16 protein-coding genes and 1 riboswitch are annotated in these 15658 nt (G+C 43.3%); of the genes, 10 read left to right on the plus strand and 6 right to left on the minus strand.

The genetic code is table 11. The features are described 5' to 3' along the window. Positions 1-132 precede the first annotated feature (132 nt). Positions 133-1434: a sensor histidine kinase gene (locus tag NV379_RS18540; protein WP_258208831.1), complete on the plus strand. Its 1302-nt coding sequence runs from the start codon at positions 133-135 to the stop codon at positions 1432-1434. Between the two features lie 12 nt (positions 1435-1446). Further along, positions 1447-2181, plus strand: coding sequence for a LytR/AlgR family response regulator transcription factor (locus NV379_RS18545; RefSeq protein ID WP_258208832.1), 735 nt, complete (start codon positions 1447-1449; stop codon positions 2179-2181). 18 nt (positions 2182-2199) lie between these two features. Here the strand turns inward: NV379_RS18545 and greA are convergent, their stop codons facing one another. The 4 genes from greA to NV379_RS18565 all read right to left on the minus strand — a co-directional run bounded on the left by greA (position 2200) and on the right by NV379_RS18565 (position 4602). Next, positions 2200-2676, minus strand: coding sequence for a transcription elongation factor GreA (gene greA, locus NV379_RS18550; RefSeq protein ID WP_258208833.1), 477 nt, complete (start codon positions 2674-2676; stop codon positions 2200-2202). A gap of 195 nt (positions 2677-2871) precedes the next feature. After that, the gene (locus NV379_RS18555; protein WP_258208930.1) at positions 2872-2958 is read right to left on the minus strand and encodes a putative holin-like toxin; all 87 of its coding nucleotides are present in this window, start codon (positions 2956-2958) and stop codon (positions 2872-2874) included. Positions 2959-3093: 135 nt separating this feature from the next. Next, complete coding sequence (locus NV379_RS18560) at positions 3094-3936, minus strand: 1,4-dihydroxy-6-naphtoate synthase (RefSeq protein ID WP_258208834.1); 843 nt, start codon at positions 3934-3936, stop codon at positions 3094-3096. Beyond that, positions 3937-4602, minus strand: a complete 666-nt coding sequence (locus NV379_RS18565) for a futalosine hydrolase (RefSeq protein WP_258208835.1) — start codon at positions 4600-4602, stop codon at positions 3937-3939. A 527-nt stretch (positions 4603-5129) separates the two neighbouring features. Here NV379_RS18565 and NV379_RS18570 point away from each other — a divergent pair. Continuing rightward, positions 5130-5726, plus strand: coding sequence for an ECF transporter S component (locus tag NV379_RS18570; protein ID WP_258208836.1), 597 nt, complete (start codon positions 5130-5132; stop codon positions 5724-5726). A gap of 58 nt (positions 5727-5784) precedes the next feature. Then, positions 5785-8229, plus strand: coding sequence for an ATP-binding cassette domain-containing protein (locus NV379_RS18575; protein WP_258208837.1), 2445 nt, complete (start codon positions 5785-5787; stop codon positions 8227-8229). A 20-nt stretch (positions 8230-8249) separates the two neighbouring features. On the opposite strand, the gene NV379_RS18580 is transcribed toward NV379_RS18575, so the two are convergent. Then, entirely contained in the window at positions 8250-8684 is a 435-nt protein-coding gene (locus tag NV379_RS18580) for a threonine/serine exporter family protein (protein ID WP_258208931.1), read from the minus strand. 18 nt (positions 8685-8702) lie between these two features. Next, positions 8703-9461, minus strand: a complete 759-nt coding sequence (locus NV379_RS18585; protein ID WP_258208838.1) for a threonine/serine exporter family protein — start codon at positions 9459-9461, stop codon at positions 8703-8705. 135 nt (positions 9462-9596) lie between these two features. On the opposite strand from NV379_RS18585, the gene NV379_RS18590 reads away from it, so the two are divergent. The 6 genes from NV379_RS18590 (at position 9597) to treP (ending at position 15644) form a co-directional block, all read left to right on the plus strand. Continuing rightward, positions 9597-10589: a Gfo/Idh/MocA family protein gene (locus tag NV379_RS18590; protein WP_258208839.1), complete on the plus strand. Its 993-nt coding sequence runs from the start codon at positions 9597-9599 to the stop codon at positions 10587-10589. A 129-nt stretch (positions 10590-10718) separates the two neighbouring features. Next, positions 10719-11657, plus strand: coding sequence for a metallophosphoesterase family protein (locus NV379_RS18595; protein WP_258208840.1), 939 nt, complete (start codon positions 10719-10721; stop codon positions 11655-11657). Positions 11658-11925: 268 nt separating this feature from the next. Next, positions 11926-11965, plus strand: a riboswitch (PreQ1 riboswitch). 156 nt (positions 11966-12121) lie between these two features. Then, a complete protein-coding gene (gene queC / locus NV379_RS18600) occupies positions 12122-12784 on the plus strand; it encodes a 7-cyano-7-deazaguanine synthase QueC (protein WP_258208841.1) in 663 nt (220 codons plus the stop codon). Next, positions 12784-13257: a 6-carboxytetrahydropterin synthase QueD gene (gene queD / locus NV379_RS18605; RefSeq protein WP_258208842.1), complete on the plus strand. Its 474-nt coding sequence runs from the start codon at positions 12784-12786 to the stop codon at positions 13255-13257. Before queC ends, queD begins: the two co-directional genes overlap by 1 nt. 49 nt (positions 13258-13306) lie before the next feature. Next, positions 13307-13969, plus strand: coding sequence for a 7-carboxy-7-deazaguanine synthase QueE (gene queE, locus NV379_RS18610; RefSeq protein WP_373426131.1), 663 nt, complete (start codon positions 13307-13309; stop codon positions 13967-13969). Positions 13970-14210: 241 nt separating this feature from the next. Continuing rightward, a complete protein-coding gene (gene treP / locus NV379_RS18615; protein WP_258208844.1) occupies positions 14211-15644 on the plus strand; it encodes a PTS system trehalose-specific EIIBC component in 1434 nt (477 codons plus the stop codon). Positions 15645-15658 lie beyond the last annotated feature (14 nt).

The raw sequence follows: 15658 nt of genomic DNA on the forward strand, positions 1-15658 counted from the left end.
TGATAAGAAAAGTGCTACTCGATCTACATAGAGAGAGTAGCCTTTTTTATGTAAATATTGACTATTAGTAGTGATTTCGATATTCTCATTAATAGGATTAATTTTCCATTTTGGCGGGAGGATATATAAATCATGCTGCTATTTTTTAATGAACTAATCAATATTATTGCGATGACAATATCCATCCAGATTCTACTTCACTATAGACTGAGTATAAAAATGCTTATCTTAATGACAATTGGTGCTCAATTAATTGCCTATCCGCTATTTCCTGTATTAGATGCTTCTTCTATTTTAATTTCTCTCGTATTTATTATTTTTTGTGTATATCGATCCATACGAAATATTCAAGTTAGTATATCCATTCCCGTTCTGACGATGATTTTATTTGTAATTACCAATTATTTTGCAGAATTAGGTTTAATCTATTTTTGGAATGACGCTCAGCAGCAAATGTTGCAGGGTAATAATTTTGTGGTGCTTGCGTTTTTATGTATTACGGGTCTATTCGCTATTGGACTAAGTATAGTGGGTAAGAAGTTATTTTATAAATTCAAAGGACACGATCTCTTTTTCCAACGATATGGCATCTTGTTTACCGTACTAAGTGCTGTGACATTAATTATTTTTTATGTGAACATTTATATTGGGAAGCAGCAAGGTTTCTCGGATGCGAATATTGAGATGAACAGTCTGTTGTTTCTCATTTATTTTGCGATATTGCTAGTGGTATTCATTGTACTTTCTCACACTGTGTATAAAGTAACGATGCTGCAGAATAAGCAGCTTCAGTATGAAAGGTTAAAGGAATACACCGATAATTTAGAACAGCTTTATAACGATATGCAGAAGTTTCGGCATGATTATATTAATATTTTACTGACGATGTCGGAGTATATACGGACAAGAGATATTGACAATTTGGAAGCTTATTTTGAACAAAAGATTATGCCGATCAGCAAGGGGATGGAGAGTAATAACTTCAAGTTAGGTGCACTTCATAATGTCAAAGTCCAAGAGGTTAAGGGGATCTTCTCCTCGAAATTAATTAAGGCGCAAGAGTTAGCCATCGATACAGGGATTGAAGTGGTGGAACCGATGTATCAATTTAATATGGACTCCGTCAAACTATGCCGCTGTCTAGGTATTATTCTGGATAATGCGATTGAAGAAGCGGTTAGGTGTGAGGTGCCGATGATTCGTGTGGCGCTCATTCAGAGAGACTCCGCAAAACTTATTGTCGTAACCAACAGCTGCAAAGCGGATTCACCAGAGCTTTACAAGATTTACGAGAAAGGATTCTCAACCAAAGGATCAGACCGAGGACTCGGACTTAGCAATCTGAAAGAAATTATTTCCCAATGTGACAACGTAACCCTAGATACACAAATTCAACATGGACATTTCATCCAAGAAATTGAGATTTATGATTAAGGGGGAATAACGATGCTAGAAGTATTCATATGTGAAGATAATGTCGAGCAGAGAAAGCGATTAACGTCTTATATTACAAATTATATTATGATGGAAAATTTGGATATGAAGGTTGTGATCTCGACTGCGAATTCAAGTGAGATTATCGATTATTTGAAGGCTAACCGGGTCACCGGTCTTTACTTCCTGGATGTAGATTTACAAGAAGAACGTAGTGGAATCGCATTAGGGGCTGAAATTCGTCAGTATGATAACCAAGGGGCGATCGTATTTGTAACGACCCATTCGGAATTAACTTATCTAACGTTCACCTATAAAGTCGAAGCTATGGATTACATAACGAAAGATCAATTTACAGATATTCAGAAGCGGGTTATTGAATGTATCGATACCGCCAATAAGCGATATTTGCAGAATAAGCATAGCAACCGAAAAGTGTTTCAGACCAAAACGGGAGATAAAGTGATCAGCATTGACTACACGGATATTTTATTCTTCGAGACCTCTCCTCAGCTTCATAAAATATTTCTTCATGCGACCAATCGCCAGGTTGAGTTTTATGGGAAGTTAAAAGATATTCTTGAGCTGGACAGCCGTTTTTATCGTTGTCATCATTCGTACGTCGTCAATAAAGACAACATTGCAGAGGTTGATATCAAAAAGCGTGAAATTCGCATGATCAACGGAGAAATTTGTTATGCTTCCAGCCGCTATTTAAAAGGTTTAAAAGATGTAGTCAATCATTGAAAATAAAAAAAAAGGCGATTAATTCATCGCCTTAATTTCCAATATCTCATACTTCATGTCGCCCATTGGCGCACTTACCGTTACAACAGCTCCTACGGACTTGCCTACAAGTGCTGTACCTAGCGGACTTGCATAAGAAATTTTGTTGTCCATCACATCAGCCTCAGATGGGCCAACAATACGATACTCTAGCTTCTCATCGAACTCTTTGTCGTGAAGCACAACAATAGATCCCACATGTACACTGGATGTATCTACGCTATCCGCAATACGTGCGACTTTTAGCATGCGCTCAATTGTGATAATGCGTGTTTCCATGAATCCTTGCTCTTCTTTCGCAGAGTGGTATTCACTGTTCTCTTTCAAGTCGCCATAGCTGATCGCCGTCTTAATACGATCTGCCAGTTCGCGGCGTCTTGGACCCTTTAGTTCTTCTAATTCATCTTCCAGTTGTTTTAAGCCTTCTTTGGTTACGATAATTTCATCTTTAGACATTGCTATGACTCCTTATTTCTGAATCCATAAATCGGATTACGATATTATTATTTTCTAATCATAACATGGTACACGAACAAGTCAAAAATTGCAAAAAAAGAGTCAGATCGACGATGTCAATCTGACTCTCCATCGGCTTGACTTGGCGGAATGTCTATTAGTATGGTTTCAAACCACGACTAAAGGCAGCTAGTACTATTTCCTCTTGTCAATGAAGGTTAACAAAGTGAGTATGAACAACCCAAATGCAAACATGATTGAAAGAGCTTGGAACACATCCATTGCATAGCCTCCACCTTTCCATTAAGGTGACCGCCATCGTACAAGCCGTTAATGATAATTATAGTTACAAATGGATAAAATTGGTAGATTCTTAAGAACTATTTTGTCCAACTTGTGAAGGACATTATTCGCTAATTATTTTAACCACTTATCCAAATCCACCTGAGGAACAAGTCCTTCTGCAGCTGCGCGATCGAGCAAAGTCCTCACTGCTGCATAACCATCATCGCCTAAGTTTACGGAAAATGAATTCACATACAGGTCAATGTGCTGTTGGACAACGGACGGAACCATCTCTTGTGCGTGCTGCAAAATGTAATCTTGTGACTGTGTAGGGTGCGCCCACGCATACTCGACAGACGCGCGCGCCCACTTCGCAAGCTGATCCACATCTAGAGAGCGCCGCGCAATAATCGCACCGAGAGGAATCGGCAGGGAAGTATCGGACTCCCACCAAGCACCAAGATCTGTTTGCAGTGATAGTCCATAGGATGGGTATGTAAAGCGTGCTTCATGAATGACTAGCCCTGCATCGACATGACCGTCACGAACGGCAGGCATGATCTCATGGAAAGGCAGAACAACAATCTCGCCTACACCACCTGGCACGTTCTTGGCTGCCCATAGACGGAACAACAAGTAAGCAGTTGAACGCTCGCTTGGAACAGCAACTCTGCGCCCTGAGAGCTGAGCAGAATCAGGCTCGTGATTGCGGCTATTACGAGTGAGGACAAGTGGTCCACAACCTCGACCAAGTGCACCGCCGCAAGGTAATAGTGCATAATCTTCAAGCATCCATGGAAGAGCAGCATACGAAATTTTCATCACTTCTGGACCTTGACGATTGGCAGCTAAGTTGTTCGTTATATCGATATCGGCATACATGACATCAAGCTTTGGTGCACCTTCTATTAAACCATGCACCCACGCATGGAAGATGAACGTATCGTTCGGACAGGGGGAGAAAGCAATTTGCATTTACAAGACCTCCTTCATGATAGCAAAAGCAGATTCTAATGATTTCAGCGCATCACCAATTCGCCAAGCCGCACGGTCACGTGGACCGACAGCGTTGGAGATTGTGCGAACTTCTAGGGCAGGAATTCCGAACTGCTCAGCAGCTGAAGCGATTCCATAGCCTTCCATAGCTTCTGCTGCCGCTTCTTTAAAGCGCTGGGCAAGCTCTTCCGTAGTAGCCGCCGTACCTGTAACCGTAGATAGGGTTAGGATAGAACCTGTACGTGCGGGTAGATCAGCTTGTTTCATCGCTTTGAGAAGTGTTGCGGTTACATGTTCATCGATCTGAATCCGAGTGGAATCTCCAAACCCCAATTCATCCAAACTCATGAATCCATCAGGTGTCTCTGCACCTAGATCAGCTGCAACGATTTCATCTGCGATCACGATTGAACCTAGTTCAGCTTGTCCGACAAAACCACCGGCAATACCTGCACTGATCACGATATCATATGGCTCCGTTGCTCTTGCTAACACAGTCGTTGTGCCAATTGCAGCAGCAATCGGACCTACGCCCGCAACTCGTACATCGAATCGGATGTCCCCTTGCAGTCCGCGTATTACAGCATCCTGTTCAGCGCTAACCGCAGTCATAACTAAGATTTTGTTACAGTTTATCGTCTTCATCGTAGTTCTCCTCTTATTTACTTGCATAGCCGAAGTTTGATGTAGCGTGTTCAAAAAGTTTGGGCACTGCAGAGAAAAGAGCACTTCAATGCTTACGATGTGGCTTTCTTGGAAAGCCTGTGAGTCTCAATCATGAAATTTGAATTTAATATTTGGTATTTTCATGATTTCAAAGGCGGTCTCTACGTTCCTACAGTTGCTCTTTTCTCTTTCGTTTAACTTTTTGAGCACGTTCTTATAAATTAATTATAGATCAACCCCATCATGAGTGCCAGATAACAAGAAGTTATTGCCAATCGGTGAAATGTATTGTAAGGTAGAGTCAATTACATACGAACCGACCGGGTGCTTGAGGAAGTCAGGCTGAGATAGTAACCATCTAACCGTTACTGACCGTTAATCTGAACTGGATAATGCCAGCGTAGAGAACATGTTGATTAGGGCCCTTATCAACCGTCTGTGCATGTGCATTCAGGCGGTTTTTTTGTTGTAAAAATTAGATTTTGCATGAAAAAGGAGAGGATCTTATGAAACAACAATCTACTAGCACGAAAGGTTTGAGATTCGCAGATATATTAATTACAGTCATGATCGCACTTGTTTTCGGTGTTATTTTCAAAATGTGGGACAGTGTATATAGTCTTGCTAAACCGTTATTCCCACAAGCGGGTCAATTGACGTACGGCATGTGGTTCATGGCGGGACCTGTGGCATTCTTGCTCGTTCGTAAGCCAGGTGTGGCTTTACTTGCGAGTCTTGCAGCAGCTAACGTATCGGCGCTACTAGGTTCCACATGGGGACAAGAGACGATCATTTATGGCTTAGTACAAGGACTTGCTGCGGAAATCGTATTTGCAATATTCGGTTATCGAAAGCATAGCTTGATCGTTGCAGGTGTAGCAGGGATTTTATCTGCGGTAGGATCGTTTATCGTGGACCTTGGATTTGGCTATGCAAATTATGAAACTTGGGTGCTTGTCTTGAAATATGGTTTACGTGTGGTGAGTGCGTTCGTATTCGCAGGTATATTCGCCTACCTAATTGTTCGTGCAGTAGAAGCGACTGGTGTAACGAAGCTCATTCGTCCAATCTCCAAAGAAGATATCGCTTCATTAGATCGATAATGAGATCGCTAAACCTGTTATAGATGAATGACGCCGAATTGGCAAAGAGGTGTTGCATGTGTTAGATACAAATTTAAATCGTGAACAGGCGGTTCATGTTACGAATTTAAGATTGAAATTTCCGGGAGAGTCGTCCTTCGTTATGAAGGACCTCTCTTTTGCTGTTCCCAAGGGGCAGAAGGTACTGCTGCTAGGTCCAAGTGGTTGTGGGAAATCGACACTCTTGCAAGTATTAAGCGGCATTATTCCGCATTCGCTCGAAGTACCGATGAAACATGATCAGATTGGGCTTCCGCGGTCATGGGGGTTTATTTTTCAAGATCCAGATACGCAATTTGGCTTGCCTTATGTAGATGAAGAACTTGCATTTGTCTTAGAAAATAGTCAGGTGCCGCGTGAGCAAATGGATGCGCAGATTAGGGAAGTTCTGAGGCGAGTCGGGTTGTCACTTGATGATCTACATACACCGATTCAATCGCTGTCGCAGGGGATGAAGCAACGCTTAGCGCTCGCATCGGTCTTGCTCCTTGATCCTGAAGTATTGTTCCTCGACGAACCGTCGGCGCTATTAGATCCTGAAGGGACGGTGCAAATTTGGGATACGGTGAAACAGATCAGTAGCGATCGTACGCTCCTGATTGTGGAGCACAAGATTGAGCAGATCGCCGATTGGGTGGATCGAGTAGTCTTGTTTAATAGTAATGGTGAGATTATTGCCGATGGTAGTGCTGCGAGCGTATTTCATGATCATCATGCCGAGCTTCAGGCATATGGGATATGGCATCCGACCGTATGGCAAGAATATGCCCGTAATAGTAAGTATCGAGAAATCCGACAAGGTCGTCAGCTGGAAAGCAAGTTTAATAACCACGAAGCTTCGACAGCACTACTGCAGTTGAACAATTTTCAAGGCTATCATCATCAAATTGCGAAAATAACCGTGCCTCACGCAACAGTCGGCGCTTACGATTGGATTACGATTGTAGGTGAGAATGGAGCTGGGAAATCGACGTTGTTGCTGTCCTTGATGCAGTTGGTTGCTACAACGGGTACGTACTGTCTGGAAGATGAAGTAATTGAGCCGCGCAAGAAAAGGCGCTGGTTACCCGGTATGCAAGCGTCTAAGCATACTGAAGTTATGTTGAAGCTAGGGTTCGTTTTTCAAAATCCAGAGCTGCAATTCATTACGAATTCGATTTATGAAGAACTTGCGCATACCGTAAGGCAAACGGAAGAAGTTTCAAGTAAACAAGTTGAAGTTGAAGTTCAGCGGATGCTAGCTAAATTTGACCTACATATGAATCAAGACAGACATCCGTATCAATTATCGATTGGGCAGAAGAGACGTCTTAGCGTGGCGACCGCGATTGTGAACAAGCAGTTAATTGTACTGCTCGATGAGCCTACCTTTGGACAAGATGCGAAGAATACGATGGCGATTTTAGAAATGTTGGAACAACTGCGTGCTCAAGGAATAGCCATTGTGATGGTCACGCATGACCTACATATTGTGGAGCACTTTGCGACCCAAGTATGGACGGTGGATCAAGGGGTGTTGGCTCAAATCGAGCACAGGCAAGCGTTGCGTTCGGTAGCTGATGAAGTAGACTTCGTGGAATCGAGTGTCGCAACAAGCGGCATCACTAGCTCAGCTAAACGTCAACTAGATTTGATCGATGAACCACATGCTGCTAAGCATGAAATAGCCGCAACGACAGAGCAACAGCAACCAATTGCGATTTCCAAGGGTTTTACCCTCGCTCCAGATCGCGAAACCTGGGCGCATCGAATCAATCCAGCACTAAAGTTTACGGTATTCGTTGTGGTCTTACTTATCATTTTGTTCAATCAAAATATAGAGACAGCACGCAATTTATTGATCGGCTTCTTCCTACTCCTTGTATTAGGAAGCGGCTATGGCTGGCGCAGACTTCTGTTGTTCCTAAGTCCTTTTGTACTTATGTTTATTTCTTCGGCATCGACGATGATTCTATTCGGTAAGGGTGAGCAAGTCTGGTGGCAGTGGGGATTAATTAAAATTTCGGAGGAAAGTTTTCGTTCGGGTATGCTGATCGGGATAAAGACACTCACATTTGGACTTGCAGGTATGTTCTTTACGTTAACTTCGAAGCCGATATTGCTTTTTTACTCCTTGATGCAGCAATATCGTCTACCTGCGAAATACGGGTATAGCTTTATTGCATCCATGCGGCTGCTACCAGCAGTATGGGATGAGATTTGGATTCGTTCCAATGCGCTGCGTGTACGTGGTGTTCGATATGCCAGAGGCATCAAGGGAGTGTATAAGCGCCTGAGTCTGTATGCGGTTCCGCTGCTTGCTCAGAGTATTCGCCGCGCGCAACGTGTCGCGATAGCGATGGAAGCGAAGCGTTTTCAGATGGGAGCAGTGCGGACGTATTATTATGTAACGACCTATACGAAGATGGATATCGTATTTATCGTGCTTGCTGTGATTTTTATCGGGCTCGCCTTTTACATTTAGATCATAGATAGAAAACTATCTTACGAATGAGGCTTTTTGCTCAATTTGCGCACCGCTTGGTTAAGCACCTCGGAGATGACGAGTCCAATTGCAATCGAACCTGAGATTAAGAACGCTTTCGCCGCAAGTTGGATGGCTGTATTGTAGTCATTCTCTACGAATTTACGCATCGCATCATAAGCAAGTCCCCCAGGAACGAGCGGAATTATGCCGGACACACTGAATATAATGACGGGTGTTCGGTATATTTTTGCAAACACAATACTAATTAAGCCCACGAAGAACGTTGCAGCAAGTGTTGCTTGAACGACATTGAAATCGGGGAGCAGCAAGATGTACAGCAGCCATCCCATCATCCCGACGAAGCCACATTGAATGAGGTACCGTCTCGGAGCGTTGAACAAGATCCCGAATGCTGCGGTAGCGACGAAGCTAGTGATGAGTTGCTCGAAGATCACAAGATAGCCTCCTTATTAGAAAATAGTAAATACCAGTGCAATCCCTGTGCCAATTGCAAAAGATGTAAGGAACGCTTCAGCGCCCTTGGAAAGTCCAGATACCAGATGACCTGCCATCAAGTCACGGACTGCATTCGTAATGAGTAAGCCGGGTACGAGCGGCATGACCGATCCAATAATAATTTTGTCAGCCTCATGCCCCATTTCGTATGAAACGAACAGGAAAGCTAGCAAACCAATAATGAATGATGCTGTAAACTCCGAGAAAAATTTCACTTGTACGAAGCGATTAATAATGACGAACGAGAGAAACCCGAAACCGCCCGTCACGAGTGATGCAAGAAAGTCAGTCCATGGCCCTTGGAACATAATCATAAAGCAAGCACTGGCAATGGAAGCCGCGATGATTTGTACCCAGATCGGAAACGTATGATTTGCCGCATCAATCTGCTTGAGCTTGCGGTATGCTTCTTCAGCTGTCATCCGCTTCTCGGTAAGAGCGCGTGAGATCGTGTTGACCATATTTACTTTTTGTAAATCTGTTGTTCGATTGGTGATTCGGATTAGCTTAGCTGGTTCTGTCCCTTCTGTTGAGAAAAGAATGCCTGTCGGCGTGACATAGCTGCTCGCATTTGGCATGCCTAGTGAAGCTGCCATGCGCGCCATTGTATCTTCAACACGGTACGTTTCACCGCCACTTTGCATCATAATTTTGCCAGCAAGTAAGCAAACTTCGATCTTTTCGGCTGTCACTTTATTTAACCTATTATTCAATTCAAACACCCCCGTCCTAATCCAATTGGAGTAAATTTGATATTATCATTGTCATGTGTAAACAGCAATGCAAACTTGCACCTATATGCGGTATGATACACTAGAAGGACAACAGATATGAAGGAGTTGCATACAATGATTCGTTTTGGAATAATTGGAACTAATTGGATTACAGATCGGTTAATAGAAGCAGCACGTCAGGTAGAAGGTTTTGAACTCACTGCGGTATACTCCCGTACGGAGGAACAAGGCAAATCTTTTCAACATAAACATAGCATTCCCCACTTATATACGAACTTGGAACAGTTTGCAGCAAGTAAGGAGTTTGATGCAGTTTACATCGCTAGCCCGAATTCTTTACATGCGGAGCAGTCGATTCTGTGTATGAATCATGGCAAGCATGTGCTATGCGAGAAGCCAGTAGCGTCGAATGCGCGTGAATTTGAGGGAATGATCGAAGCGTCTCGTCGTAATAACGTGCTATTAATGGAAGCACTTAAATCAACGTTACAGCCGAATTTCAAAGCGATTCAAGATAATTTGCATAAGATTGGACCTGTACGTCGTTATTTTGCAAGCTTCTGTCAGTATTCTTCGCGCTACGATGCGTACAAAGAAGGTACAGTCATGAATGCATTCAAACCTGAGCTCTCGAATGGATCGATGATGGATATTGGGATTTACTGCATTTACCCGATGGTCGTGTTGTTCGGTAAACCAGAAGCAGTAAAAGCAAGTGGCGTCATGCTAGATTCGGGTGTGGATGGCAGTGGAAGTCTGCTTGTGAGCTATAAGGACTTAGACGGTATGATGATGCACTCCAAGATTACGAACTCCCACGTACCTTCCGAAATTCAAGGTGAGAAGGGCAGTATCATGATCAGCAAGATCAGCCAATTAAGTGGTCTAGAAATCCGCTACAATGACGGTACAGTGGAATCTATTGCTCAGCCTCAAGTGGAGAATACGATGTTCTACGAAGTTCAGCATTTTGTGGAATTGCTTCAGAATGGGTTAGTCGAGTCACCAATTAACACTTTTGCAAATTCGACGATAACCCTTGAGATTATGGATGAAGCACGTAAGCAGCTAGGAATCGTATATCCGGCAGATTCATTGTCATTGTAAGGAATTTATATATATTTCCGTTTATGCGCATCGGGCAAGTCTAGATGGCATACAAGTGGATTAGGTGAAAACGTATGTTGAATCGATAGGTTGCGCGAACTTGTAAATTATCGTTTGGAGGCATCTGTTATGAGCAAACCATTGCAATTCGGTAAGGATGGAACGTTCACGATTGTTCAATTTACAGATATACATTGGAAGAACGGTGACGAGAAGGATCAGAAGACGAAAGCGCTCATGGAGCGTGTCCTTGAGGCAGAGAAACCTGATCTAATTGTATTTACAGGTGATGTTATAGAAAGTGAGTTTTGTACGAATCCAGAGCAATCCTTCCGAGATGCAGTGGCAACAGCAGAGAAGAGTCAGATCCCATGGGCAGCTGTGTTCGGTAATCATGATTCCGAGTTTCATGTGAAGCGGGAGCGGTTATTAGAAATTCAGTTGGAGCATACACACTCGCGTGCGTCCAATAACGATGCTCGAATTAGTGGCTACGGCAATTATGTACTGCCCATCATGAATCCATCTGATTCTGGCAAAATAGAAGCACTGCTCTACATGCTCGACAGCGGCGATTATTCCGCCCATCCGAATGTAGATGGCTATGCGTGGATTAAGCGCGATCAGATCGATTGGTACTGTCAGCAGTCGCAGCGCTATACAAAGCAGAATGGAGGTAAGCCACTTCCTGCGCTTGCGTTCTTCCATATTCCATTACTGGAATACCAATTAGTCTGGGATACGCATACGTGTTATGGCACAAAGGGCGAGCGCGTATGTGGCTCGCTTGTCAATTCAGGCATGTTCGCTTCCATGCTAGAGATGGGCGATGTCATGGGCACATTCGTCGGTCATGATCATATCAATGACTTCTGGGGCGAAATGTGCGGTATTCGTCTCATGTACGGTCGAGCAACCGGCTATAACACCTATGGCAAAGAGGGCATGAGGCGCGGCGCGCGCATCATTCGCCTGCGCCAAGGCGAGCGTGACTTCGAATCCGTCATCCATCTTGATAACGGCACCGTCGTCGCCTTCCAACCGAAGCACGAGCCTGGTTCGGATTAACGGATTAATGCTGGATGAAGCACTGTTGAAAGTTTTTACCTTATATCACGAGTGAACAAGGTGTGATATGATACAGTAATTACGTTTAAAAAGTCAAACGGAAGAGGAAATAAGCAATTGAAGGAACGTAGTGTTCGCCTTTGAAATCGTGAAAATACAATTTAATAAATTCAATATTCACGATTGAGACAGCGACCGGAAATGCTTATTTCCTCTGAAGTGTCCAGACTTTTTCAATGTAAACAACTAAAGAAATTCATACACACGTATGAACGAGGTTCGCAATCCTCCCTCGATAAAAAACTAGGTTCTGACGATTACGCAACAGGTATCGTCGTATTTGGCTATGTTAAGGGATTGCTTCTAGAAGCAGTCCCTTTTTTGCGTCAAATTTTATCGTTTATCCTTGGGTGCATTTCGGACACTTTTCTTTAACTAAACAAGTAAAGGAAGTGCTCTAACACATGAAGAATGAAAAAGCAGTAGTCGTATTTAGTGGTGGTCAGGACAGCACAACGTGCCTATTCTGGGCAAAGCAGCAATTTGCAGAAGTAGAAGTGATTACATTCGATTACAATCAGCGTCATGCACAGGAGATTGAGTGTGCAAAGGCAATCGCACAGGATTTAGGCGTTCAGCAGACAATTCTAGACATGGCGCTCTTGAATCAACTTGCTCCTAATGCATTAACGCGTGAGGACATTGCCATTACGGAAAAAGAAGGCGAACTACCATCCACGTTCGTGGATGGTCGGAACTTGTTATTCCTGACATTCGCCGCGATTGCAGCGAAACAGAAAGGTGCGCGCCACCTCATTACAGGCGTGTGTGAGACGGATTTTAGCGGATACCCGGATTGTCGGGATGTGTTTGTGAAGTCGCTCAATGTGACCCTCAACTTGTCAATGGATTATCCATTTGTCATTCATACACCGCTGATGTGGTTGAATAAGGCTGACACTTGGAAGCTCGCAGATGAGCTTGGGGCTTTTGACTATGTGCGAGAGAAGACATTAACGTGCTATAACGGGATTCAAGGTGAAGGTTGTAAACAATGCCCAGCCTGTAAGCTGCGCAATCAAGGAATGGAGCAGTACATGCTAGAGCGAAAGGGGCTCAGCGTCTAATGGCAGGTACATTTCGGATTGTAGAGAAGCTGCAGAAGCTGGATGAAGATATACAAATAAATGAACTTCAATATCATCGCAAAAGAGTGCTCGTCAGCAAACAATTTACGTTTGACGCAGCGCATCATCTTCATGCGTATGAGGGCAAGTGTAAGAACTTGCACGGGCATACTTATAAAGTGATTTTCGGAATCAGCGGTTATGTGAATGAGATCGGGATTTTGATCGATTTTGGCGATATTAAGCAGTTATGGAAAGAACGGATTGAAATCTACTTGGATCATCAATATTTGAATGAAACATTGCCACCAATGAACACGACGGCGGAGAATATGGTGGTATGGATTTATGAGCAGATGGCAGCTCTACTACCAACAGATCATGAGTGTGACGCAAGAGTCGAATTTGTACAATTGTATGAAACACCAACTAGCTATGCCGAAGTAAGACGGGAGTGGATGTTAGGTGAGTAAGAGGATTCCTGTTCTTGAAATTTTCGGACCCACCGTGCAAGGCGAAGGCATGGCAATTGGACAGAAGACGATGTTCGTTCGCACAGCAGGCTGTGACTATCACTGCGCTTGGTGCGATTCCGCATTCACATGGGATGGTTCAGCGAAAGATGACATTCAGATGATGCGTGCAGAGGACATCTGGAATGAACTCACACGAATAGGTAAGAATAACTTTGCTTATGTCACACTTTCCGGCGGCAATCCCCTTTTACTTCAACACGCGGGAGAGCTTGTTCAGTTGCTTAAAAATGAGGGCATCCGCATTGGTGTAGAAACGCAAGGTACGAAGTGGCAGGATTGGTTACTAGATATTGATGACATTACGATCTCGCCGAAGCCTCCAAGTTCCGGCATGCAGACGGATTGGGACAAGCTTGATGATATCATCGAGAAGGTACGCGATCAGCATGTGAGTTTAAAGGTTGTCGTATTCGATGAACATGATTTTGAATATGCAAAAAATGTACACAGCCGTTATCCCGACATTCCTTTCTTCGTTCAAGTTGGTAATGATGATACGAAAGAAACGAATGATCAGCACGTAGCGCTCCATCTCATTAAGCAGTACGAAGCGCTTATTGGGCAAGTGATCGAGACTCCAGAGATGAATGATGTGCGTGTACTGCCACAGCTTCATGCGCTGGTGTGGGGCAACAAGAAAGGTGTATGAGTTGAGGGTAGTATAATAGGATCCCCATAGAGTGAACACTTAAAAATGAGTGTTTAAGCTACGGGGATTTTTTCATGCGATGAGGGGCAAGAATATACATAATATCCTTGGTAAATTTTTCATAATAATATAACTCGTATATATAAGTGTTGACTAACTTATATATACGAGTTATATTATTAACTGTAAGCGCATACACCTTAACATAACTATCATTACTTGATCGAAGGAGGCAGCCCCAATGAGTAAGAACTATCGGGAAACTGCAATTCAAATTTTAGAACATATCGGTGGCAAGGATAATATTGATCAGGCGGCACATTGTATAACTCGACTTCGAATTGCACTCAAAGACGAGAGCAAGGTGAACATGGATCAATTATCAGCTGTTCCACTTGTGAAAGGTGCTTTTACAACGGCAGGCGTATTCCAAGTTGTAATTGGACCCGTAGACGTTGAACGTGTTTATGCAGAGTTAGTTGAACTGACACATATAACGAAATCGACGATTGCTGATGTGAAGACATCGGGTTCTCAAAAGTTAAACCCATTACAGAAGCTAGTGAAAATTTTCTCCGACGTCTTCATGCCGATTCTTCCTGCAATTATTACTGCCGGTCTATTGATGGGTTTGAACAACCTAATCGGTGCCAAGGACTTATTCTTCGAAGGTAAAACCTTATTAGAAGTGTACCCTGACTTAGATGGCTTATGGGGCATTATTAATATGATGGCGAATACGTCATTCGTCTTCTTACCGGCTCTAGTGGGTTGGTCAGCAACAAAACGATTTGGCGGAAGCGAAATTCTAGGTATCGTACTTGGACTATTGCTCGTACATCCTGACTTGATGAATGCATGGAACTATGGTCAAGCTGCAACGGGAATTGACGGTCAAACATTACCACACTTCAACATTCTTGGCTGGTTCGAAATTGAGAAGGTAGGTTACCAAGGTCAGATTCTACCTGTACTTGCAGCAGCATTCGTTCTGAGTAAGATTGAACTTTTCCTTCGTAAAAGAGTACACAGCTCCATTCAATTGTTAGTTGTTCCGATTACTTCAATTGTTGTAACAGGTTTCTTAGCACTTGGTATTATTGGTCCGGTAACACGTATGATTGGTAACTCCATTACAGACGGTATCGTATTTATCTTTGATGTAGCGCCTTTTCTAGGTGCGGTAATCTTCGGTGCACTTTATGCACCACTTGTTATTACAGGTATGCATCATATGTTTATCGCGATTGATCTTCAATTAATCTCTCAAACAGGTGGCACATTCATCTGGCCGATGATTGCCTTATCTAATATTGCACAAGGAAGTGCAGCACTTGCGATGTTCTGGGTGGCGAAGAATCAGAACGATAAGAGCATGGCTTCCACATCTGCCCTGTCGGCTTACTTTGGGATCACAGAACCTGCGATGTTCGGTGTGAACTTACGTAATAAATTCCCATTCTATGCCGCGATTGTGGGTTCTGCTATTGCAGCGATCTTCATTACGATGATGGGTGTACTTGCAGCAGGTGTTGGTGTTGGTGGTTTGCCAGGTTTCATCTCGATCATTCCAAAGTTCATCCCGATGTTCTTAATTGGTATGGTGATCGCAATTATTGTTCCATTTGGTCTTACGTTCCTATTTTCTAAATCCAAAAAACTAGGCAATCGTTAATAAAATATAGGTTT

The organism is Paenibacillus radicibacter, from assembly GCF_024721995.1.
GTDB classification, from domain to species: Bacteria; Bacillota; Bacilli; order Paenibacillales; family NBRC-103111; genus Paenibacillus_AM; species Paenibacillus_AM radicibacter.